This window comes from Glycomyces salinus, assembly GCF_016428645.1.
Classification (GTDB): domain Bacteria; phylum Actinomycetota; class Actinomycetes; order Mycobacteriales; family Micromonosporaceae; genus Glycomyces; species Glycomyces salinus.
Window position 1 is genome coordinate 1 of the sequence record NZ_JAELXW010000003.1, and the last position, 21,359, is coordinate 21,359.

Below are 21,359 nucleotides of genomic sequence, written 5' to 3' on the forward strand. Positions count from 1 at the left end.
CGACCGGGCCGAGCTCGCCGACTGCACCACCGGACTCCGCCAGGCACGACCGGACCTGCGCTGGCGGCGCGCCGAGGCCCTCATCCAGGCCTGCTACGGCGAACCGAGCCGCTATCTCGAGGTGCCGACGAGCGAGCAGCCGGCCCTGATGTGGGCCGTCCTCGCCCGCATCGTCCCGCCCGATGCCGGTGACGACGCCCTCACGGCGTTGTTCGACCGCGCCGACCGCCTCGGCTGCCGGATCGTCGCCGGGGTCTTCGAGACCCAGGGACTCTACGGCTGGGCCGATGAGGACGACCCCGACGATGACGAACCACCGGCGGTAGCCGAAGAACCACGGTGAACGACGCCGAACCCATCCGGGACGCCATGGCGGGCCCGGCCTTCGGCGACCGGGACCGACCCGCACGAGCCTGATGGGCGAAGACTGAATCAGAACCCCGGGCCGGGCCGCCGAGGCCCGGCTCGGCATCCACCGATCGGTGGAGGCGCCGAATCCACCGGAGCCTCCGCCGCGCGCCCGATGCCGTCCCGTCCCGATTCTGTGAGCCTCGACAGCGCACACATCGAGGAGGACGACATGCCGGTCATCGAAGTAAAGGACCTGGTCAAGGACTACGGTTCGCATCGGGCCGTGGACGGGGTCTCGTTCACCGTCGACGAAGGCGAGATCTTCGGGATCCTCGGTCCCAACGGCGCGGGCAAGACCACCACCGTCGAATGCGTCGAAGGACTCCGGACCCCCGACTCGGGGCGGATCTCCGTCCTTGGGCTCGATCCCGGACGCGACGGCGCCGAACTCAAGCAGATGCTGGGCGCCCAGCTCCAGGAGAGCAGCCTGCCCGACAAGATGCGGGTCGAGGAGGCCCTGGACCTCTACAGCTCCTTCTACCGCGACCCGGCCGACGCGAAACGCCTCATCGACATGCTGGGCCTGGGCCCCAAACGCAAGACCCAGTACGCCAAGCTGTCCGGCGGTCAGCGGCAGCGGCTTTCGATCGCTCTGGCCCTGATCGGCCGCCCCAAGGTCGCCGTGCTCGACGAACTCACCACCGGTCTCGACCCGCAGGCCCGGCGCGACACCTGGGAACTGGTCGAGGAGGTGCGCGACTCCGGCGTCACCGTCATCCTGGTCACTCACTTCATGGACGAGGCCGAGCGGCTCTGCGACCGGCTCGCCGTCATCGACTCCGGCAAGGTCGTCGCCATCGACACCCCCGCCGGCCTGGCCGAGCGGGCCGGCGAGGAGCAGCGGGTCCGCTTCCGGCCCTCCGCGCCGCTCGACGACACCCTCCTGCTGGACCTGCCCGAGGTCACCGGTGTCGAGCATGCCGGAGCCCAGACGGTGGTCACCGGCCGCGGCAATCTCCTGCACGCCGTCACCTCCGTGCTGGCCCGCAAGCAGATCGTCGCCGCCGACCTGCGGGTCGACCAGGCCAGCCTCGACGACGCCTTCGTGGCCCTCACCGGCCGCGCCCTCGAACAGTAACCGCGACCGCCGACAGGAGTCCGCAATGCACAGTTTCTGGAAACTCACCCGGACCGAGGCCCGGCTGCTGGTGCGCGAACCGATGACGTTCGGAGTCGCGCTGCTCCTGCCGACCGTCCTGATACTGGGGCTCGGTGCCGTCCCGGCGCTCCGCGAGCCCTCCGAGGAATTCGACGGCGTGCGCTTCATCGACTACTTCGCGCCCTCGGTGGTGGTCATGGTCGTCGCGATCATGGGCCTGACCAGCCTTCCTGCGATCATGGCGACCTACCGCGAGCGCGGCATGCTGCGGCGGATGTGGACCACCCCCGTCCATCCGGCGAAACTGCTCGGCGCCCAGTTGACCGTCAGCCTCGCCTCCACCGTCGTCTCGGTGGTGGTCGTCATCGCCGTCGGGCGGCTGGCCTACGGCGTGCCCCTGCCGCAGCATCCTCTCGGATTCGCGATCGCCTTCATCCTGGGCATGGGCGCGGTGTTCGCGATCGGCCTGCTCATAGCGGCGCTGGCGCCGAACAACCGGCTCGCAACCGGCCTGGCCACGGTCGTGTTCATGGTCGTCATGTTCTTCGGCGGCGTCTACGTGCCTAGGTTCTTCATGCCCGAGGCGATCGTCCGGATCGGCGAATTCACCCCGCCCGGCGTGCAGTCGCTGCTCGACGCTTGGAACGGGACCGCGCCGGCGGCCGGGCCCCTGCTGATAATGGGAGGCACGGCGCTGCTGTTCGGGGCGGTGTCGGCCAAGGTCTTCAAGTGGGAGTGATCGCGGTGGAGGAGGCGACGCGGGTCGTCGACGAGCTCGACGACCACGAGTCGAGGCTGGACGAGCTCTACGAGCGCATCCTCGGCTGGCTCCCGTACGTCACCTTGGCGCTGAGCACCGTGCTGAGTCTGGTTCTTTCGGACCGGCCGTGGTCGTACCGGCTCGTCACGCTCGCCGTGGCCCTCGCCGCCGCCACCTGGGTCTACCTGACCTATACCCGGCTGGGGCCGAAGGCCGAGGCTCCGGCGGTCGCGTTGGCGGTGTACTTCGTGGTCATGCTCGCTTTCGGCGCGTACCTGATGTTTCGGGACGGGTTGTTCTTCATCTTCGTCATCACCGGGTTCATGCACGCCGGGGTACTGCGGCCGTTCCCGGCGGTGGTCGCCGGGGTCGGAGCGTCTTCGGTCGTCATCAACTCCGGCCTCGCCGGCACCGAGGGCGGCTCCAGCGGACTCGAGAGCCTCTTCGTCGGCGACGTCAGCGCCGACGGCGTCGCGACGTTCACGGTCATCGTCCTCATCCAGACGCTCGCGATCAGCGGCGGTTTCCTGATGGGCGAGAAGATCTTCCAGCTAAGCAGGCAGCGCAAGGAGGCCCTCGCCGCGAAGGAGGCCGCACTGGCCGAGAATGCCGGGCTCCACATGCAGTTGATGACGCAGGCAAGGGAGGCCGGGATGCTCGACGAGCGCCAGCGCGTGGCCCGCGAGATCCACGACACCGTCGCCCAGGGGCTGGCAGGGATCATCACGCAGCTCCACGCCGCCGACGGGTCCGCGGGCGAGGACGAGCGCCGCCGCCACCTCGACAGCGCCGCCGACCTGGCCCGGCGGAGCTTGGCCGAGGCGCGGCGGACCGTCCAGGCGATCGGGCCGCCGACGCTGGCCGAGGCGCACCTGCCCGACGCGCTCGCCGAGGAGTCGTCCAAGTGGTCGGCGAACGGCGGAGTGCCGGTCGAGTTCACCGCGACCGGGGAGGCCAGGCCCATGCACCCCGAGATAGAGGTGACCCTGCTGCGGACGGCGCAGGAGGCGCTGGCGAACGTCGGCAAGCACGCCGAGGCGGGCCGCGTCGGCATTACGCTGTCCTACATGGATGATCAAGTGGCGCTCGACGTGCGCGACGACGGCGTCGGATTCGAGCCGTCCCGCGTCAAGTCGAACGTCAGCGGCGGGTTCGGGCTGGCCGCGATGCGGCAGCGGGTCGCGCGCCTGGCCGGGAGCGTGTCGATAGAGTCGGCCCCGGGCGGCGGCACCGTCGTCTCCGTCAGCCTCCCGGCGGTACCCAAGGCGGTGGTCGATGCCCGATGAGGTGATCAGGCTCCTGGTCGTCGACGACCACCCGGTCGTGCGCGACGGGCTGCGCGGCATGTTCGGCGGCGAGGGCATCGAGGTGGTCGGCGAGGCCGCCGACGGCGCCTCGGCCGTGGAGCGGGCGCTCGTCCTGCGCCCCGATGTGATCCTGATGGACCTGCGGATGCCGGGCGTGGACGGGGTCGGCGCGATCCGCCGCCTGGCCGAGCGCGGCGTCGAGTCGAAGGTGCTGGTGCTGACGACCTACGACACCGATTCGGACGTGCTGCCGGCGATCGAGGCCGGGGCGAGCGGCTACCTGCTCAAGGACGCCTCGCCCGAGGAGCTGCGGCGCGCCATCCGCACCGCCCACACCGGAGGGACGGTGCTGTCGTCGTCGGTGGCCTCGCTGCTGATGGACCGCATCCGCCGCCCGGCGCGAGGGCCCTTGAGCGACCGCGAGATCGAAGTGCTGGCGCTGGTCGCGAAGGGGCGCAGCAACAGGGAGATCGCCGCCGAGCTGTTCATCGGCGAGGCCACGGTCAAGACCCATCTGCTGCACGTGTACGCGAAGTTGGAGGTCGGCGACCGTGCCGCGGCAGTGGCCTCGGCCTACGAGCGCGGCCTGCTGCAACCGGGCGGGCGCTGAGGGCCCGTCACCGGCCCGGTTCGGCGTCCTCGGGCAGGCGGGCGGTGGCGATGACCTCGTCGAGGATCGCCCGAGTCCGCGTCAGGTCCGCGATGGCGCGGTCGATGCGCTCGCGCTCGGTCGTCAGGTCCCTGGCGAGGGTATCGGTGGCGACCTCGTTCGGTCCGCCGTCGCTGTCGCGCATGCACGGCAGCATGCGGCCGACGGCCTCGCTGTTGAGCCCGGCCGCGAACAGGACCTGGATGCGGACGACCCGGTCGACGGCCCATTCGCCGAAGTCGCGGTGCCCGCCGGGGGTGCGGTCGGCTTCCAGCAGGCCCTGCTGCTCGTAGTACCGCAGCGACCGCTCGCTCACGCCGGTGCGGCGCGCCAGCTCCCCGATGCGCATGGCCTTCCTCACAATTCGTTGAACCTGACACTGGTGTCAACTTCTACGGTACGCGAATGACGGAGACACGCAAGGCCCCGAGCCTCTTCGACACCGCCTGGATCGGTCGCCTGGAGCTGCCGAACCGCCTGGTCATGGCCCCGATGAGCCGTAACCGCGCCACCGCCGACGGCGTGCCGACCCCGATGATGGCCGAGTACTACGCTCAGCGGGCGAGCGCCGGACTCATCGTCGCCGAGGCGAGCTCGCCCGCGCAGGTCGGCTTCACCTATCCCGACATCCCCGGGATCTTCGACGACGCCCAGGTCGCCGGTTGGCAGCGCGTCACGGACGCGGTCGCCGCCGCCGGCGGCAGGATCGTCCTCCAGCTCGAGCACGGCGGCCGGATCGGCCACCCCGACAACGGCGGGCTGGTCCCGATGGCGCCCTCGCTGGTCGCCCTGCCCGGCGGCATCCACACCCGGAGCGGACACCGGGACGCACCGGTGCCGCGCGAGATGACCGCGGACGACATCAGATCCACTGTGGAGGCGTTCGTTGCGGCTGCCCGCAACGCGGTCCGCGCCGGCGCCGACGGCGTCGAGGTCCACGCGGCCAACGGATACCTGCTCAACCAGTTCCTGGCCACCAGCACCAACCGCCGCACCGACGCCTACGGCGGCTCGATCCCGAACCGCCTCCGGTTCGTCGTCGAAGTGGTCGAGGCCGTGGCCGCCGTGATCGGCCCCGAACGGGTCGGCCTGCGCGTCTCCCCGGACAACCCCGACAACGGCATCGCCATGGACGACGCCGACCGGCTCTATCCGGCGCTGCTCGACGCTCTCACGCCGACCGGGATCGCCTACCTCCACGTCGTCTACGCCGACCCGGCAGATCCGCTGTTCGTCGAGCTGCGGCGGCGCTGGGAGGCCGCCCTGGTCGCCAACCCGGTCCTCGGCAGGGAGCTGCCGATCCCCGCCGACGGTGGCAGGAGCAGGGCCGAGGACCTCCTGGCGGCCGGCGCCGACCTGATCTCCCTGGGGAGGCCGTTCCTGGCCAACCCGGACCTGGTCGAACACCTCCGCGTCGACGCGCCGCTCAATCCCGTCCGCGAGGACGTGCCGATGTACGGCGGCGACGAGACCGGCTACCTGGACTACCCGACGCTCGAGAGCCGCATCCGATCGGATGCGGCTGCCGTAGATAGCTGATATGCGCTACTCGTCGAAGAGGTCCGCCTCCGGGTCCGTTGACAGGGCCTTGATCCAGGCGTCGAGCCGGCCGAGGTCGGTGCAGGTCTCGACGCGCTCGCGCTGTCGGCGTGTCGGCCCTTCGTGCCGGTTCTCCAGCAGCATGATCACGATGTTGCGGGCGTGATGCACCGCTCCTTCTTCTCGGCCTTCTTCTCGACCCTCGCTGCGCAGCCGGTCGCTGTATTCGGAGTGGTAAGGCCGTGACTTCGTTTGCATGAGTGCCTCCAGCAGTTCGGCGGGCTCTCCGGTCAGCACCGTGAGCAGATACATCGTGTAGTCGGCGGCTCGCCCCGGATCGATCTTACCGAGCCAGTGGTCGAGCGTGGAGATGAAGAGTTCGGCTTTGCGCCCTTTCGGCCTCCTGCCGATGACTGCCGACACCACTGCGGCCCCCGCTGTCGGCAGGTCGGACGAGTTGATGAGTTGCGGGAAATGCGACGGCCCGAGCGAATGCACTGAGATGGAGTTCTCAGGCCCCAAGTAGATGCCCTCCCAGTACCTGCGGGCGAGCGAATCAGTCGGGCAGATCAGTACCAGCTCAACCGGCAGCCGGTGATCCTCGAATGCGCGGGCCATGTAGCCGGGAAGCCGGTAGTACTTCTCGTCCTTCCAGTCGTTCTGGACCTTGCAGATGACGATCCGGTCCTCCTCTCCGGGAAAGGACAACTTGACCACCGCGTCGGCTCGCCGTTCGGTCAGTCCCGGTGAGCCGACCGCGTTGGCGCGAGTCTCGGCACCGGCGCAGACCTCGGCTCGGCGGTCCATGTCGACGAGGTCCATCAGCCATGCGGCCGTGAGCGGCTCGTCTTGGATGGCCTTCACGATGATCTCGTGAGCGTCGCCTGGCATCGGGGGCATCCCTTCGTGTCAACGGTTCGCATGTGAAACGAGTGAGTGACGCCGAAGGTGTGCGTTTGTCGGATTTGCGACAGAAAATGGGGCTTAAAACTGGTTTCAAGTTCGCCGGTGATCGGACTGGTTGTGCGCCACGCGGCTTCGGGTTTGCTCGTTGAACCGGCATGGCGAAGCCCTGGGAGATCGATGAGGAACTCTGGTTCCAGGTGGAGACTCTGCTGCCAGTCCACCGGCCCGGAACACGCGGTCCGATTCCGCTCGATGATCGGAAGTGCTTGCAGGGCATCTTGTTTGTGTTTTATACCGGGATCAACTGGAAGCACCTGCCGCCTGAGCTTGGGTTCGGGTCTGGCATCACCTGCTGGCGGCGGTTCCGCCGCTGGTGCGAGGCAGGGGTCTGGGACCGCCTCCACCGGTTCCTGTTGTCCGAGTTGCACGCGCTTGGCGAGATCAACTGGTCAACGGTTTGCGTCGACGGTTCGCATGTCAGGGCTAAAAAAGGGACGAGGGAACCGGTCCCTCACCAGTAGATCGCGGCCGCCCTGGCACGAAACACCACATCGCCTGCGATTCGGCAGGCATCCCGCTCGCGATCATCACCACCGCAGGGAATGTGCCCGACATCAAGGCCGCTCAGGACCTTGTCGAAGCGATACCGCCCGTGGCCGGACGGGTCGCCCGCCCGCGTCGCAGACCCGAGGTGATCCTGGCCGACGGCGGCTACGACTCCCAAGCGTTCCGCGACTGGCTGCGCTCCAAACGTATCGAGCCGATCATCCCGCAGCGCGGCCGCAAGAAGATCATCGGGCTCGGGACCATCCGGTGGGTAGTCGAACAATCCATCGCACATTTCCACCAGTTCAAACGCCTCGCCATCCGCTGGGACCGTCACCTGCTCATGCATGAAGGCTTCACCAAACTCGCCGCCGCTCTCATCTGCTGGAGACGCCTCGCCCGAGCTCATAACGCACGCTCATAGGATCGAGGGCATGTCGCACAATGCAACTGACAGACCTGCCGCTGCACCGTCTTCGTCGGCCGACGTCGCTCGCCTCTATGCGCGATTCGCCGCAGTGGAAGCCGAGGGCGTCTCGCCGACCTACGAGGAACTGGCCTCAAGGGTCTCCGAGGACGACACCATCTGTGACCGCATCGCCGAACTGCCGCCCTCGAAGCGGCAGCCGAATCTCGTGTTCGCCGCCTCGCGGCACCTCGGCGCACCGGTGAGCGACTACCGGCAGTGGCGGAAATGGCTGCTGGAGCGGTGGGCACTGGTGCTGCCGGTCATCCTTGAGCGCGCGACGCAGACCAACGAAGCGGCGCGTTGCGCGACGCTGCTCCCTATTCTCGCCGCAATCGAGGGCCCGATCGCGCTGCTGGAAGTCGGGTCCTCCGCCGGCTTCTGCCTGTATCCCGATCGCTACAGTTACCGCTACAACACCTCCTCCGGCAGCACCAGACTCGATCCCAAAAACGGACCGAGCAAGGTAGTCCTCGAATGCGAACTGCGCCAAGCGGCAGCGCCGACCCGGCTGCCGCAGATCGTATGGCGCGCCGGTATCGACCGCAACCCGCTGGATGCAACCGACCCTGACACCCGCTCATGGCTCGAATCGCTCGTCTGGCCCGAACACCACGATCGCCGCGAGCGGATAGCGCAAGCGGCCGCAGTCCTTGCCCAGGAACCCCCGCTCCTGGTCACCGCCGACCTGAACGAGGCCCTCTCAGAAGCCGCAACCGCAGCGCCGCCCGAAGCGCGCCTCGTGGTGTTCCACTCGGCGGTACTCGCTTACCTCCCCGCCGAACAGCGCGCCCGCTTCCGCCACACGGTCCATGACCTCGACTGCACCTGGATCAGCAACGAGGCGCCCGCGGTATTCCCCGACATCACCGCCGAGCTCCCGGAAGGAACCGGCACAGAAGGCCGCTTCCTCCTCGCCGTCGACGGCATTCCGACCGCCTTGACCTCACCGCACGGTCGCTCTTACGCAGCCATCCCGACTCGCTCGTAACACCAACCAGCCGCGTTGGAGGCCCACCACCGACAACGAACTTGAAACCAGCTTTTAGTCGTGTCATTCGGTGGCGACGAGCTCGCCCTCGTGGTTGTGGAAGGCCCAGAGCGAGCCCTTGGGTGGCGCCGCGCCCTTGGGCGAATCATCGTCAGGTTGACGTTGTCAACATCATCGACTAATGTCGGTTGACAACGTCAACCTCAGTGATCGGAAGCTACATTGTGCGCAAGCGACGCGGAACCGACAGGAGAAGGATCTTGCTCTTCGTCATCGCCGGTGTCCTGGTGGCGGCAGTCGTGGCCGCCGTCGGCGTCATGCGGTACCTCGCCCCTCCGGAAGAACCGCCGGACTACACCGACCCCGCCCCGGCCCTGGCCGAGGACGGCTACATCAGCCACACCGAGACCGTGTTCATCGACCTGCCCAGCGAGGACTTCCTTGCGTGGGTGAACCAGCCCGACCTCGAACTGGGCGACCTGATGCAGGGCAACGACGAACTCCCGCAAGTGGTCGGCACCACGCCGATCACCGGCGACTTCGATCCCGCCGGGGACCGGACCGGCGATCGCCGCCGAGTCGAGTTCGAGGACGGCCACTACCTGGCCGAGGAGGTCCTGCGGGACACCGACGAGACCTTCGAGTACATGATCTGGGGCTTCACCGGCCGCCAGCGGCTGTTCGTCGACCACGGCGTGGCGCGATTCGAGTACGCCGACGAGGCCGACGGCACCAGGCTCACCTGGACCTACTCGCTCCAGCCCACCAACGCTCTGGTCCGGCCCCTGCTCCAGAACTACGTCGACGGCGCCCTGACCACCATGATGGTCGACACCGTCGATGCGATGCGGAAAGGCGCCGAAGCCGACCTCGCCGACTAATCGTGGCGTTCGGTGGCGACGAGTTTGCCCTCGTGGGTGTGGAAGACCCAGAACGAGCCCTTGGACAGCGCCGGGTTCTCCGGCGGAGTCGCGCCGAGGCGGTCGCAGAAGTGCTCGACCAGTTCGCCGATGGACTCGCCGTGGCCGCAGACCACGGCGGGCTCGGCGGCGTCGAGCAGGCGGTCCACCCGATCCAGGGCCTGGCCGGGCTTGGCCGTGCCCGCGGTGAGCTCGGGCAGCCCGGTCAGCGGCACGCCCTCGGCCGCGCAGTAGGGCAGCAGGGTCTCCAGGCAGCGGGCGCTGTTGGAGCTGTAAGCGACCCCGGCCGGGTAGCTGGAGAGCAACACCTCCAGTTCGGACGCCCGCTCGCGGCCGCGCAGATTCAGCGGGCGCAGCTCGTCCAGGTCGAACCAGTCCGCCTTCGAGGTCGCGATGCCGTGCCGGACGAAGATGTAGGGCACCGTCCCGCGCACGGCGCTGCCGGCGAAGTCGGCCAGGACCGGCTGGTCGCGCTCGTGGGTCAGCCGCTGCGCGGCCCGACTCATCGGCACCCACTCCAGACCGTCCACTTCGCGCGGATCGACCGCCTGGTCCACCGCCTCGGCGGCGGCGGTCGCGCACCAGTAGTCGACCCGCTTGAGGCGGCCCTCCTTGTCGTAGAACGACGGCGCCAGCGGCCGACCGAGCACCGGGCGGATCCCGGTCTCCTCGAAGACCTCCCGCTGGGCCGCGGCCAGCAGGTGCTCGCCCTTCTTCAGCTTCCCCTTCGGGAAGGACCAGTCGCCGTACTTGGGTCGGTGGATCAGGGCCAGTTCGGGTTCGTCCGGGCCCGGACGCCACAGAACCGCGCCCGCGGCGAAGATCTCCGGTTGCATCAACGGTGCTCCTGCATGAGTACTTCCTGGTGGTCGATGCCGGTGCGCGGCCGCGTCCACAGGCCCAGCGGCCCCAGCCGCCAAGTGCGCGTTCCATCTTCCATACCGCGGTCGATCACCGAGATCAGCTGCGCCCGGTGGGCGTCGCCGGTCACCCTCACCAGCACCTCGACACGCCGATCGAGATTGCGGTGCATCAGGTCCGCAGAGCCCAACCATACTTCCGGGTCCCCGGCGTTCTCGAACACGTACACCCGTGAGTGTTCGAGGAAGCGGCCCAGGACACTGCGAACCCGGATGTTCTCGGACAAGCCCGGCACGCCCGGGCGCAGCGCGCAGATGCCGCGCAGCAGCAGGTCGATCTCGACGCCGGCCCGCGAGGCCCGGTAGAGCGCGTCGATCATGTCCTCGTCGGTCAGCGAATTGCACTTGAGGCGGATGCGCGCCGGCAGCCCCCGCTCGGCGTTGGCGGCCTCGCGCTCGATCCGGTCGATCAGGCCCGGGCGCAGCGAGTGCGGCGCGGCCAGCAGCCTGGAGTGCTCCTCTGAGTGGGAGTAGCCGGTCAGGTGGTTGAACACGGCGTTGACGTCCTCGCCGACCACCGGATCGGTCGTCAGCAGCCCGAAGTCCTCATAGAGCCTGGCGGTCTTGGGGTGGTAGTTGCCGGTGCCGATGTGGCTGTAGCGCAGCAGGGAACCGTCGTTCTCCTGGCGCACGACCAGCGCCAGCTTGCAGTGCGTCTTGAGGCCGACGATGCCGTACATGACATGGCAGCCGGCCTGCTCGAGCTTCTGGGCCCAGTCGATGTTGGCCTGCTCGTCGAAGCGGGCCTTGATCTCGACCACGACCACGACCTGCTTGCCGGCATCGGCGGCCTTGATGAGGGCGTCGACGATCGGGGACTTGCCGCTGGTGCGGTAGAGGGTCTGCTTGATGGCCAGCACCTGCGGGTCGACCGCGGCCTCCTCGATGAGCCGCTCGACCGAGGCGGTGAACGAGTCGTAGGGGTGGTGCAGCAGCATGTCCTGCTCGCGCATGACCGCGAACAGGTCGGCGTCCGGCGGCAGCACGGCCTCGGAGGGCCGGAACGGCGGGTACTTCAGCTCGGCCCGCTCCAGGTCGGCGATGGCACCCAGGCCCTCCAGGTCGAGCGGGCCGGGCAGCCGGTAGACGACCTCGTCGCCGACGTCGAGCTCGGTGGTCAGCCGATCGAGCACCCCCGGGTCGATGGTGTCCTCGACCTCGAGCCGCACCACCGGCCCGAAGCGGCGGCGCAGCAGCTCGCGCTCCAGGGTCTGGAGCAGGTTCTCGGTGATGTCCTCGTCGATCTCCAGGTCCTGGTTGCGGGTGACGCGGAAGGTGTGGTGGCTGAGCACGTCCATGCCGGGGAACAGCTGGGCCAGGTGGGCGGCGATGACGTCCTCGAGGGGCACGAAGCGGCCGTCGCCCACCGAGATGAACCGCGGCAGCAGCGGCGGGACCTTGACGCGCGCGAAGCGGATGACGCCCTTGCGGGGGTCGCGGACCTGGACGGCGAGGTTGAGCGACCGGCCCGAGATGTAGGGGAAGGGGTGGGCCGGGTCGACCACGAGCGGGGTGAGGACCGGGTAGACGCTGGTGCTGAACAGCTCGTGCATCAGCGCTCGCTCGCTCGGGGCCAGCTCCTCCCAGCGCAGGATCTCGATGCCCTCCTTGGCCAGCAGCGGGGCGATCTCGTCGCGGAAGTACGCGGCGTGCTCCAGACTCAGCTGGTGCGCCAGGCCGGCGATGTGGCTCAGGACCCGGTGGGGCGAGCGCCCCGAGGAGGTGCGCACCGGCAGGCCGGTGGCGATGCGGCGCATGAGGCCGGCCACGCGGACCATGAAGAACTCGTCGAGGTTGGACGAGAAGATCGACAGGAAGCGGACCCGTTCGAGCAGCGGCAGCTCCGGGGACTGCGCCAGGCGCAGCACGCGGCCGTTGAACCGCAGCCAGCTCTCCTCGCGGTCGAGGAACCGGTCCTGCGGCAAATCGGCCCCAACGAGGGGAACAGGCTCACTATTCGTCATACATCACAATGTTATCGAGAAAAGTGAACGGTTGGTGAATCCGCCTTGAAAATCGCCTCGGCCGCCGCGGTGCACCGAAGCCTCGCGGACGCGTCGAGTTCGCCGCTACTCCCCTGTGGCGCCGTCGATGCGCTCGCGGATCAGGTCGGCGTGCCCGTTGTGGCGGGAGTACTCCTCGATCATGTGGACGTAGACCCACCGCAGCGTGGACGGTCCGCCCTGGGGGTGCTCGAAGGTGTCGTCCAGGTTGCGAGAGGCAGCGGCCTCCTTGCATGCGGTTATGGCCGTCCGGTGCAGTTCGAGGACCGCGGCCGGGTCGGCGTCGGAGACGGCCTCGAAGGCCCTGTCCGGTTCCTCGTCGCGGTGGTACTGGTCGAAGTCGGTATCGCCCAGCAGAAGTTCGCGGAACCACCAGTTCTCCACATCGGTCAGGTGCCGCACCAGCCCCAGCAGGCTCATGTTCGACGGCGGCACCGAAGCGAGTCTGAGCTGGTCCGCGCTCAGTCCGGCGCACTTGAGACGCAGGGTCTCGCGGTGGAAGTCGAGGAAGCCCTCCAGCGTCGCGCGCTCGCCGCCGGTCAGATGGGGATCTTCACGTTTCACGTCAGGTGCTGTCCAAGTCACCGGTCGAGGCTAGCTCGCGGCTGCGACGATCTCCGGATCGGCGCACGCCCGTGCGAAGGCGTCGATGCGGCGCTCGATGTCCCGGCGCAGCAGCCACAGCCCCACCGGCTCGGCCACCGGGCGCAGGAAGTCCGGCCGGCAGGTGAAGGTGTACTTCCACACCGCGACGGTGCGATCGGGCGTCTCGGCGGTGAACCGCCACCCGCCGCCGAAGACCCGGAAGAACCACGGGCCGGAGACCATCGTCATCCCCACGTTCCCCGGCGGCCGGTACGACACGTACTCGCTGACCATCCGCCATCCGAGTCGGTGCCTGGTGAGCGTCCGCACCCCTTTGCCGGGTCCGGCGGCGCCGTCCAGCAGCGACTGCGACCGGATGAACGGATCCCACCGCGTACGCACAGCCCCGGTCGTCTGCGACACGGCGAACGCGACCTCGATCGGCGCCTCGACGACCCGGCGCGCCTCGACCTGCGGCATGGTGACACCCTTCTGGCCCCCGCCCCCGAATTCCTGAGCAATGTGGACCGAAACAAGTCCCCGAACGACAAAAGAACCCGCTGGTGAACCAGCGGGTTGAAACTGCGGTCTCGACGGGATTTGAACCCGCGACCTCCGCCTTGACAGGGCGGCGAGCACTCCTGGCTGCTCCACGAGACCTTGAATCGCTATCAAGGTCGCAAGACCTCTTTAGTTATACCAGGCGCTTCCGTGTGACCGGTGTCGCGCCTAGGCGTACCCCCAACGGGATTCGAACCCGTGTTACCGCCTTGAAAGGGCGGCGTCCTAGGCCTCTAGACGATGGGGGCCCACAGCGATATTGACAGGAGGCGCATTGTGCCGCATCTCGATTTCGCTGGGCTTTACCACCGCGGAATTCCGCTTGGGCCCGACAAGCATACGTGACCGCGACCGTCCCGTCCACGCCGGGGCGGTGTTGAGACCGCCGTCTCATCCAGGCCGATTCGCGGCTCGCGGGACTCGCCGCGGTCGCCTTGCTAGCGTTGCCTCCATGGAGTTCGCCTACCTGGGGCCGCGCGGCACGTTCACCGAGGCCGCGCTGCGGCGCCTGCCCGAGGCCAAGGGGGCCCGTACCACCCCGAAGTCCTCGGTCGCCGAGGTCCTCGACGCGGTCAGGCGCGGCGAGGTCGACGCCGGATTCGTGCCGCTGGAGAACTCCCAGGAGGGCACGGTCACCGTCACCGCCGACGAGCTCGCCGGCGGCGACCCGCTCGTCATCGCCGGGGAGGTGGTCCTCCCGGTCACCTTCGTGCTGGCCTCCGAGCGGCCGGCCGACCGGATCACCTCGGTCGCCTCCCACCCGCACGCCCTCGCGCAGGTCCGCCGCTACCTGCGGCGCGAGCTGCCCGAGGCGCGCGCGACCGAGGCGCTGTCGACCGCCGAGGCCGCCGAGCGCGTCGCCCGCGGCGAGGTCGACGCGTGCGTGTGCGCCCCGTTCACCGCCGAGGCCGCCGGACTGACCGTGCAGGACTTCGACATCGGCGACAACCCCTCGGCCGAGACCCGCTTCGTGCACGTCGTCAGGCCCGGGCCGCCGCCCGAGCCGACCGGGAACGACATCACCTCCCTGGCCGTCTACATCGACTACGACCGGGTGGGCGCGCTGCTGGCGGTGCTGACCGAGTTCGCCATCCGCGGCATCAACCTCATCCGCATCGAGTCCCGCCCCACCGGGGAGGGCCTGGGCCGCTACGCGTTCTTCCTGGACTGCAACGGCCACCTGGCCGACGCCCGCATGGGCGAGGCGCTCAAGGGCCTGCACCGGATCTGCGCCGACGTGAGGTACCTCGGCTCCTACCGCCGCGACCGCTCCGACGACCCGGTCAGCCCGCCGCCGGGTCAGACCGACGCCGACTTCGCCGACGCCGCCGCCTGGTTGGACAGCCTGCGGGAGCGCGGACACCGGTAGCCTTCCGGAGTTATCTTTGGCCGCATGACTTCGCTGCTCGACGAACTCCTCCTGCTGGCCTATGACGACCGGTCCGGGTTCAACCGGGCCGGAAGCCATGTCGAGACCGCCCTCGGCGGCGCGATCCTGCTCGAGCTCGTTCTCGCCGAGCGGGTCGGGATGGAGGACGGGACGGTGCGCGTGACCGACCCGTCTCCCCTCGGCGACCCGATACTCGACGGGGGCCTGCGCCAGATCGCGGCCGATCGGCCGCGCAAGCCCAAGCAGGTGGTGCAGCGGACGGCCAAGGGCCGCCTCAAGCTCGTCCGCGAATCGCTGGTCGAGCGCGGGGTCCTGCGCCACCACCGTGACAAGGCGCTCGGGCTGTTCCCGTACTCCCGGTATCTGCCGGGCCAGCCGACCGTCGAGGCCGACGCCCGATCGCGCCTGCGCACCGCCGTCGACGCGGGACGGGCGTTCGACGCCCGCACCGCCGCGCTCGCCTCCCTGGTGTACGCGTTGCACATGGAGAAGCTGGCGGTGCCTGACCGTCGTCCGCGCGATGTCCGCAAGGCGCTCAAGGTGATCGCCGAAGGCTCGTGGGCCGGGGAGGCCGCCCGCAAGGCCGTGGAGGAGACCCAGGCCGCGGTGATGGCCGCGGTCGTGGCCGCGACCGCAGCCTCCGCCGCCGCCTCGTCCTCGGGAGGATGATCGGAGGCCGGACTGTTCCGGAGCGCGGCGTGGTTTGCTAGAGGTATGCCTGAAGGATTTGCTTCGAATTCGGAGTCCGAGCTGCCGGTGCCGCCCGTTCCACCGGTTCCGCCGGAGCCTCCCGTGCCCCCGGAACCGCCGATGGAGCCGGAGCCCGAACCTCCGATCGCACGGGAGCACATCACCGACCCGGAGCGGATGCGCGCGCTCGCCCACCCGGCGCGGATGGCTGTGTTCGATTTCCTCGGCGCCCGCCGCGTCCAGGGATTCGACGGTGCCACGGCGACCGAGATCGCCGAGGAGGCGGGCATGAGCCCGAGCGCGATGAGCTACCACCTGCGGACCCTGGCCAAGGCCGGATTCATCGAAGAGGCGCCGAGCCGCGGGGATGCCCGGGAGCGGGTGTGGCGGCTCAAGGTCCACAAATTCAACATCGAGGCCGAGGAGGACGCCTCCGAGTCCGACCTGGCGGTCGAGCGCACCATGACCGCGACCTTCGCGGCGCAGAGCGAGAAGGAGTTCCTGCGGTACCTCGAGAGCGGACGGCGGGACGACCCGGCGCTTCGGAACCTCAGCACGGTCTCGGAGGGCAGGTTCCGGCTGCGGCCCGAGGAGGTCGAGGAGTTCAAGCGGCGGGCCCACGAGCTGATCGAGGAGTACGCCCGGCGTTCGCTCGCCTATGTCGAGAACGGCGACGCCGAGGACGGGACCGTGATCGTGAGGCACCTGCTGCGCCTCTATCCCTTGCCTTAGCGGCGGAAAAATCGAGAAAATATGAAAAACCTCTTTCATACCTGGATGTGAAAGAGTACTTTCGAAATATGTCTTTCACATCCTTCCTCGAGGGCACCCGCTGGACCGACGTCTACGCCGCCGCGGCCTGCTCGTTCCTCACCGGCACCGCCATGTTCACCGCCGAGTTCACCCTCGCGCTGCGCCTGCAGACCGACGGACACGGCGGTATCGCCGTCGCGTCCATGATCATCTGCGCGATCCTGCCGCTGGTCGTGCTCGCTCCGCTGACCGGCCGCATGGCCGACCGTTTCGACAGCCGCATCCTCCTGCTGGGAGCCGGAGCCTTCCAGGCCGCCGCCATATCGGCCATGCCCTTCACCGACGCGGTCCCGGCGCTGCTGGTGCTGGCGTTCGCGACCTCCTCGGCGAACGCACTGATCCGGCCCACGATCAGCGCGCTCGTCCCCAACATGACCACCGAGGACGACCTGCCCCGGGCCGTGGCGATGATCCAGACCGGTCTGCTCATCGGCATGGCGGCCGGCCCGGCCTCCGCGGGCTTCGTGATCGCCCACCACGGCTCCGGCACGGCCCTGATCGCCGCGGCCTGCGGCGCGGGACTGGCCGCGCTGCTCGCCTGCGACATCCGCACCCGTCGCGGCGGCGTCAGGGCCACCGAGCCCGAGCACCGGGAATCGAGGCGGCAGCCGTGGACGCTGCGCGCCGACCGGCTCCTGCTGGTGATGGTCATCGGCACCGGAGCCGCCGTCGCGGCCCTGGCCGCCATCAACGTGCTCGAGGTCTTCCTCGTCAGGGAGACGTACGGCGCCAGCGAGAGCACCTACGGACTCATCAACGCCTGCTGGACGTGCGGCATGGCCGCCGGCGCCTGGGTGGCCGCCGCGGTCTTCCGCCGCGTCACCGACGCCGGGACCGTCGCCTGGATCCTCATGGGATGCCTGGGTCTGACCGGAGCCGTGGTCATGGCGATGGGAGCGCCGCTGCCGACGGTCGCGCTGCTGGTCCCGCTCTACCTGCTCGGAGGTGTCCTCAACGCCACCGAGAACTCCTCGATGCAGATCTCGGTGGCCCGGCGGGTGCCCGAGCGGTACCGCGGCCGGGCCTCGGCCCGCATCAACGGCCTGGTCAACGGCGCCTCGCTCATCGGGCTCGCCATCGGCGGCGTCCTCGAGACGGCCGTGGACGTGCGGACCGCGTTCATAGCGGCCGGCCTGGCCACGATCGCGGTCGTCTCCGCCTGCGTGCCGATGCTGCGCCGCGGAGTCCGGACCGAGAAGGCGCGCGTGACCGAGCCCGAGCCCGAACTGGCCTCGGTGTGAGGCCGCTAGGCCGGGTAGACGCGGATCTCGGTGGCCTTGACCGCCGCCCAGACGCGCTGGCCCGGTCCTAGGCCCAGGTGGGCCGCCGAGGCCGGAGTGACGTCGGCCGCCGCACGGAGCGGGCCGTCGAGCTGTACCCGCAGGTTGTCGCCGTGGCGGTGCACGCCGGAGACCGTCGCGTGCCAGGTGTTGCGGGGACTGCCGTCGGGCCGGTCGCGGTACAGGGCCACCGCGGTCGGCGCGAAGGCCGCGAACGCGTCGCCGTCGAGCGGGTCCGCCGCCGTCAGTTCCCGACCCCCTTCCAAGTGGACGGTGTGACCCGCTGCCCGGCCACGGTACAGGTTGAGTCCGACAAGACGGGCGACATAGTCGGTCCGGGGCCGCGCGGTGATCGCCTCGGCGTCGCCGGTCTGGACGGCCCGGCCGTCCTCGACGACGATGAGCCGGTCGGCGAGCATGAGCGCGTCGATCGGGTCGTGGGTGACCAGGACGGCCGCCCCGGCGTGCTCGGCCAGGTGCCGGTGCAGTTCGGCGCGGGTGTCCAGGCGGGTGCGGGCGTCGAGGGCCGCCAGCGGCTCGTCGAGCAGCAGCAGCGTCGGCTCGACCGCGAGGGCCCTGGCCAGGGCCACTCGCTGGGCCTGGCCGCCCGAGAGGCGTCCGGGGCGGCGGTGCGCCAGCTCCTCCAGGCCGACCCGCCCCAGCCACGCCGCGGCCGCCGCGCGGGCATCGGCGCGCCGCGCGCCGCGCCTGCGGGGTCCGAACGCGACGTTGTCGAGGGCGCTCAGGTGCGGGAACAGCAGGTAGTCCTGGAAGACCACGCCGATGCGGCGGCGCTCGGCCGGAACCCACGTCCTGTCCGCGGGGCGGTCGAGGTCGCGGCCGTCGAGCCGCACGTGCCCGCCGCCGAGCGCCTCGAGGCCGGCCAGGGCCCGCAGCGCGGTGGTCTTCCCGGCCCCGTTGGGGCCCAGCAGTGCGACGGTCTCTCCGGGCGCGGCGTGCAGCGGCAGGTCGAGGCGGAAGGCGCCGCGGTCGACCACGAGGTTCGCGTCCAGGAGGGTCATGGCGCGGCCGTCCACCGGTCGCGGAGCCCGGCCAGGACGACCACGGAGACGGCCAGCAGGATCAGGCTGAGCACGATCGCGGCCTCCAGATCGGTCTCGAGGGCCAGGTAGACGGCGATGGGCATGGTCTGCGTCCTTCCGGGGAAGTTCCCCGCGAAGGTGATGGTGGCCCCGAACTCGCCGAGCGCCCGCGCCCACGACAGCACGGCCCCGGCCGCGACCCCGGGCGCGATGAGCGGGAGTGTCACGCGGGTGAAGGCGGTCCAGCGGCCCGCGCCGAGGGTCGCGGCGGCCTCCTCGTAGCGCTCGTCGGCCCCGCGCAGGGCCCCCTCGACCGAGACGACCAGGAACGGCATGGCCACGAACGCCATCGCCACCACCACTCCGGCGGTGGTGAACGGCAGGCCGATCCCGAAGGTGTCCTCCATCCAGGACCCGATCAGTCCGCCGCGGCCGAACACGAGCAGCAGCGCCACGCCCCCGACCACGGGCGGCAGGACGAGCGGGACGGTGACCAGGGCGCGGACGAGTCCGCGGCCGGGGAAGTCGACGCGCGCCAGCAGCCAGGCGATGGGGACGCCGAAGACCAGGCAGACGGCGGTCGCGGCCGTGGCGGTGCGCAGCGAGAGCCAGAGCGCCTGGAGTACTTCGGGTTCGGCCAGGCGCTGCGGCATGGTCGACCAGGGCGCGCGCACGAGCAGCCCGATCAGCGGCAGCACCAGGAACGCCAGGCCGGCGATCGCCGGGACCAGCAGTGCCGCCGGGACCCGCCGGCGCCGGCGCGGCGCGGCCCTCATGAGGGGGCCTCGAATCCGGCGTCGATGAGGACGGCGAGCGCGGCCTCCGAGCCGAGGTAGGCGACGAATTCGGCCGCGGGCGCCCCGGCGCCGTCGAGGGCGGCCGCTTCGTAGTCGTTGACCGCGGCGGCCGCTTCGGGGAAGTCGACGGCCTCGACCTCGTCGTCCGCGGCGAGGGTGTCGGTGCGGTAGACCAGGGCGGCGTCGACCTCGCCGAGGGTGACCTTCGCGAGGGTGGCCTTGACGTCGGACTCGTAGGTGGCCGGGGTCAGTTCGATTCCGGCCTCGGCGAGGGCGGTCTCGGCGGCGGCGCCGCAGGGGACCGCGGCGGCGCACACGGCCACCCGCAGCGCCGGGTCGGCCAGGTCCGAGAGCGATGCGATCCCGGCCGGGTCGCCGGCGGGCACGGCGATGACGAGCCGGTTGCGGGCGAACGTGACCGGGTCCTCGGCGTACCCGGCCTCGACGACGGAGCCCATGTTGACCGGCGAGGCGGAGGCGAAGACGTCGGCGGGCGCGCCCTGCTCGATCTGGGCGGCAAGGGAGGAGCTGCCGGCGAAGTTGAACTCGACGTCGGCGCCGGGGCGGTCGGCCTCGAAGTCGGCCCCGATCCGCTCGAAGGTCTCGGTCAGGGAGGCGGCGGCGAAGACGTGGATCGTCTCGGAGTCGTCCCCGCCGCCGGAGCAGCCGGTCAGGGCGAGCGCGAGGGCGGTGAGCGCGGCGGCGGTGCGTTTCACGGGACCTCCTTGTCTCCGGGGGCGCGCTCGACGACGACGGCGGTCGACTTGACGACGGCGACGGCCGCCGAGCCGACCCGGAGGTCGAGCTCGTCGACCGCTTCGCGGCTCATGAGCGAGACGACGCGGAACGGGCCGACCTGGAGGTCCACCTTTGCCATGACGGTGTCCTTGACGACGTCGGTGACGATGCCGCGCAGGCGGTTGCGCGCGGAGGACGACTCGGACCCGGACTCGGGCGCGGCGGCCCGGGAGCGCGCGAACGCGGCCAGGTCCGCGCCGCCGACGACCCGCCGCCCGGCCTCGTCGCGGGCGGCGGCGAGCCGCCCGGAGTCGATCCAGCGCCGCACGGTGTCGGGGCTGACCCCGAGCAGCTCGGCGGCCTCCCCGATCCGAAACTCAGTCACTATCGAATCGTATCCTCGCGGATGCGAGGAGAAAACCGGAAACGGCTCGTATTCACGAGACTGCAATGCCGATTCGCGCGCACTTGCGGTGTCGAATCGTCGGACCCGCGAGCCAGAGTTGAAAAAGGGGCCCCGGGGGTCCGATTTGAAGGCTTTGGCCCGGAATCAGCCCCAGCCCAGCTCGTGGAGGCGCTCCTCCTCGATCCCGAAGTGGTGGGCGATCTCGTGGACCACCGTCACCGCGACCTCCTCGACGACCTCCTCGGCCGAGGAGCACATCCGCAGCGTCGGCCCCCGGTAGATCGTGATCGTGTCCGGCAGGACCCCGCCGTACTCCCAGCCGCGGTCGGTCAGGGCCGTCCCTTGATACAGCCCCAGCAGTGTTCGATTCGGACCGTCCGGTTCCTCCTCGACCAGGATCGCCACGTTGTCCAGCATCGCCATCAGCTGCTGCGGCACCGCGTCCAGCGCGTCGGCCACCGCCGCCTCGAAATCCTCGACATTCATCTCTACCGCCACACACCCACGATATGGCTTTGACTCGTGGATAAGTCAGGCCG

General features: G+C 69.9%; 24 protein-coding genes and 2 tRNA genes. 13 read left to right on the plus strand and 13 right to left on the minus strand.

The features are described 5' to 3' along the window. The 5 genes from JFB92_RS01005 to JFB92_RS01025 form a co-directional block, all read left to right on the plus strand. Nucleotides 1-343 (plus strand): hypothetical protein (locus JFB92_RS01005; protein WP_199034030.1); only part of this gene is annotated, 343 nt, incomplete at its 5' end. A gap of 237 nt (nucleotides 344-580) precedes the next feature. Next, nucleotides 581-1,489: an ABC transporter ATP-binding protein gene (locus tag JFB92_RS01010; RefSeq protein ID WP_199034031.1), complete on the plus strand. Its 909-nt coding sequence runs from the start codon at nucleotides 581-583 to the stop codon at nucleotides 1,487-1,489. Nucleotides 1,490-1,514: 25 nt separating this feature from the next. Beyond that, complete coding sequence (locus tag JFB92_RS01015; RefSeq protein ID WP_199034032.1) at nucleotides 1,515-2,249, plus strand: ABC transporter permease; 735 nt, start codon at nucleotides 1,515-1,517, stop codon at nucleotides 2,247-2,249. Next, nucleotides 2,240-3,556, plus strand: coding sequence for a sensor histidine kinase (locus tag JFB92_RS26415; RefSeq protein WP_199034033.1), 1,317 nt, complete (start codon nucleotides 2,240-2,242; stop codon nucleotides 3,554-3,556). Before JFB92_RS01015 ends, JFB92_RS26415 begins: the two co-directional genes overlap by 10 nt. Further along, the gene (locus JFB92_RS01025; protein ID WP_233162131.1) at nucleotides 3,546-4,187 is read left to right on the plus strand and encodes a response regulator; all 642 of its coding nucleotides are present in this window, start codon (nucleotides 3,546-3,548) and stop codon (nucleotides 4,185-4,187) included. The genes JFB92_RS26415 and JFB92_RS01025 overlap by 11 nt, the downstream gene beginning before the upstream one ends. A 7-nt stretch (nucleotides 4,188-4,194) precedes the next feature. Here JFB92_RS01025 and JFB92_RS01030 read toward each other — a convergent pair whose 3' ends face one another. Then, nucleotides 4,195-4,575 (minus strand): MerR family transcriptional regulator, encoded by a 381-nt coding sequence (locus tag JFB92_RS01030; RefSeq protein WP_199034034.1) that lies wholly within the window; start codon nucleotides 4,573-4,575, stop codon nucleotides 4,195-4,197. 56 nt (nucleotides 4,576-4,631) lie between these two features. On the opposite strand from JFB92_RS01030, the gene JFB92_RS01035 reads away from it, so the two are divergent. Beyond that, nucleotides 4,632-5,765 (plus strand): alkene reductase, encoded by a 1,134-nt coding sequence (locus tag JFB92_RS01035; protein WP_199034035.1) that lies wholly within the window; start codon nucleotides 4,632-4,634, stop codon nucleotides 5,763-5,765. Between the two features lie 6 nt (nucleotides 5,766-5,771). On the opposite strand, the gene JFB92_RS01040 is transcribed toward JFB92_RS01035, so the two are convergent. Continuing rightward, a complete protein-coding gene (locus JFB92_RS01040) occupies nucleotides 5,772-6,656 on the minus strand; it encodes a hypothetical protein (RefSeq protein ID WP_199034037.1) in 885 nt (294 codons plus the stop codon). A gap of 170 nt (nucleotides 6,657-6,826) precedes the next feature. Between JFB92_RS01040 and JFB92_RS01045 the strand changes: the two genes are divergently transcribed. From JFB92_RS01045 to JFB92_RS01055, 3 genes are all read left to right on the plus strand, one after another. Beyond that, nucleotides 6,827-7,641 (plus strand): IS5 family transposase gene (locus JFB92_RS01045; RefSeq protein WP_199034039.1). Its coding sequence is split into 2 segments (ribosomal slippage): nucleotides 6,827-7,157 and nucleotides 7,157-7,641, totalling 816 coding nucleotides; the frame shifts between segments, so codons are not numbered across the junction. Between the two features lie 10 nt (nucleotides 7,642-7,651). After that, nucleotides 7,652-8,674: a DUF2332 domain-containing protein gene (locus JFB92_RS01050; RefSeq protein ID WP_199034041.1), complete on the plus strand. Its 1,023-nt coding sequence runs from the start codon at nucleotides 7,652-7,654 to the stop codon at nucleotides 8,672-8,674. A 260-nt stretch (nucleotides 8,675-8,934) separates the two neighbouring features. Further along, nucleotides 8,935-9,555: an SRPBCC family protein gene (locus tag JFB92_RS01055; RefSeq protein ID WP_199034043.1), complete on the plus strand. Its 621-nt coding sequence runs from the start codon at nucleotides 8,935-8,937 to the stop codon at nucleotides 9,553-9,555. On the opposite strand, the gene JFB92_RS01060 is transcribed toward JFB92_RS01055, so the two are convergent. The 6 genes from JFB92_RS01060 to JFB92_RS01085 all read right to left on the minus strand — a co-directional run bounded on the left by JFB92_RS01060 (nucleotide 9,552) and on the right by JFB92_RS01085 (nucleotide 13,911). Continuing rightward, complete coding sequence (locus tag JFB92_RS01060; RefSeq protein WP_199034044.1) at nucleotides 9,552-10,430, minus strand: NUDIX hydrolase; 879 nt, start codon at nucleotides 10,428-10,430, stop codon at nucleotides 9,552-9,554. The genes JFB92_RS01055 and JFB92_RS01060 overlap by 4 nt on opposite strands. Continuing rightward, nucleotides 10,430-12,478: an RNA degradosome polyphosphate kinase gene (locus tag JFB92_RS01065; protein ID WP_199034045.1), complete on the minus strand. Its 2,049-nt coding sequence runs from the start codon at nucleotides 12,476-12,478 to the stop codon at nucleotides 10,430-10,432. Before JFB92_RS01065 ends, JFB92_RS01060 begins: the two co-directional genes overlap by 1 nt. Before the next feature lie 105 nt (nucleotides 12,479-12,583). Next, the gene (locus tag JFB92_RS01070; protein ID WP_199034046.1) at nucleotides 12,584-13,081 is read right to left on the minus strand and encodes a DinB family protein; all 498 of its coding nucleotides are present in this window, start codon (nucleotides 13,079-13,081) and stop codon (nucleotides 12,584-12,586) included. Between the two features lie 30 nt (nucleotides 13,082-13,111). Continuing rightward, nucleotides 13,112-13,582 (minus strand): type II toxin-antitoxin system RatA family toxin, encoded by a 471-nt coding sequence (locus tag JFB92_RS01075; protein WP_199034047.1) that lies wholly within the window; start codon nucleotides 13,580-13,582, stop codon nucleotides 13,112-13,114. 105 nt (nucleotides 13,583-13,687) lie between these two features. Further along, nucleotides 13,688-13,762: transfer RNA gene (locus tag JFB92_RS01080), tRNA-Asp, on the minus strand. Nucleotides 13,763-13,838: 76 nt separating this feature from the next. Next, nucleotides 13,839-13,911: transfer RNA gene (locus JFB92_RS01085), tRNA-Glu, on the minus strand. A 203-nt stretch (nucleotides 13,912-14,114) separates the two neighbouring features. Here JFB92_RS01085 and pheA point away from each other — a divergent pair. From pheA to JFB92_RS01105, 4 genes are all read left to right on the plus strand, one after another. Beyond that, the gene (gene pheA / locus JFB92_RS01090; protein ID WP_199034048.1) at nucleotides 14,115-15,032 is read left to right on the plus strand and encodes a prephenate dehydratase; all 918 of its coding nucleotides are present in this window, start codon (nucleotides 14,115-14,117) and stop codon (nucleotides 15,030-15,032) included. 24 nt (nucleotides 15,033-15,056) lie between these two features. Then, nucleotides 15,057-15,722 carry a GOLPH3/VPS74 family protein gene (locus tag JFB92_RS01095; RefSeq protein ID WP_199034049.1) on the plus strand — a complete coding sequence of 222 codons (666 nt, stop codon included), beginning with the start codon at nucleotides 15,057-15,059 and terminating at the stop codon, nucleotides 15,720-15,722. Nucleotides 15,723-15,845: 123 nt separating this feature from the next. Beyond that, on the plus strand, nucleotides 15,846-16,475 hold the full coding sequence (locus tag JFB92_RS01100; RefSeq protein ID WP_199034050.1) for a winged helix-turn-helix domain-containing protein: 630 nt from the start codon (nucleotides 15,846-15,848) through the stop codon (nucleotides 16,473-16,475). A gap of 68 nt (nucleotides 16,476-16,543) precedes the next feature. Beyond that, on the plus strand, nucleotides 16,544-17,797 hold the full coding sequence (locus JFB92_RS01105; RefSeq protein ID WP_199034051.1) for an MFS transporter: 1,254 nt from the start codon (nucleotides 16,544-16,546) through the stop codon (nucleotides 17,795-17,797). A 5-nt stretch (nucleotides 17,798-17,802) separates the two neighbouring features. Here JFB92_RS01105 and JFB92_RS01110 read toward each other — a convergent pair whose 3' ends face one another. The 5 genes from JFB92_RS01110 to JFB92_RS01130 form a co-directional block, all read right to left on the minus strand. Then, the gene (locus JFB92_RS01110; RefSeq protein WP_199034053.1) at nucleotides 17,803-18,858 is read right to left on the minus strand and encodes a sulfate/molybdate ABC transporter ATP-binding protein; all 1,056 of its coding nucleotides are present in this window, start codon (nucleotides 18,856-18,858) and stop codon (nucleotides 17,803-17,805) included. Further along, nucleotides 18,855-19,655 (minus strand): ABC transporter permease, encoded by an 801-nt coding sequence (locus JFB92_RS01115; RefSeq protein WP_199034054.1) that lies wholly within the window; start codon nucleotides 19,653-19,655, stop codon nucleotides 18,855-18,857. Before JFB92_RS01115 ends, JFB92_RS01110 begins: the two co-directional genes overlap by 4 nt. Continuing rightward, entirely contained in the window at nucleotides 19,652-20,392 is a 741-nt protein-coding gene (gene modA, locus JFB92_RS01120) for a molybdate ABC transporter substrate-binding protein (RefSeq protein WP_199034056.1), read from the minus strand. Before modA ends, JFB92_RS01115 begins: the two co-directional genes overlap by 4 nt. After that, nucleotides 20,389-20,799, minus strand: coding sequence for a TOBE domain-containing protein (locus tag JFB92_RS01125; protein ID WP_199034057.1), 411 nt, complete (start codon nucleotides 20,797-20,799; stop codon nucleotides 20,389-20,391). The genes modA and JFB92_RS01125 overlap by 4 nt, the downstream gene beginning before the upstream one ends. A 165-nt stretch (nucleotides 20,800-20,964) precedes the next feature. Beyond that, on the minus strand, nucleotides 20,965-21,306 hold the full coding sequence (locus tag JFB92_RS01130; protein ID WP_199034367.1) for a metallopeptidase family protein: 342 nt from the start codon (nucleotides 21,304-21,306) through the stop codon (nucleotides 20,965-20,967). Between the last annotated feature and the right edge of the window lie 53 nt (nucleotides 21,307-21,359).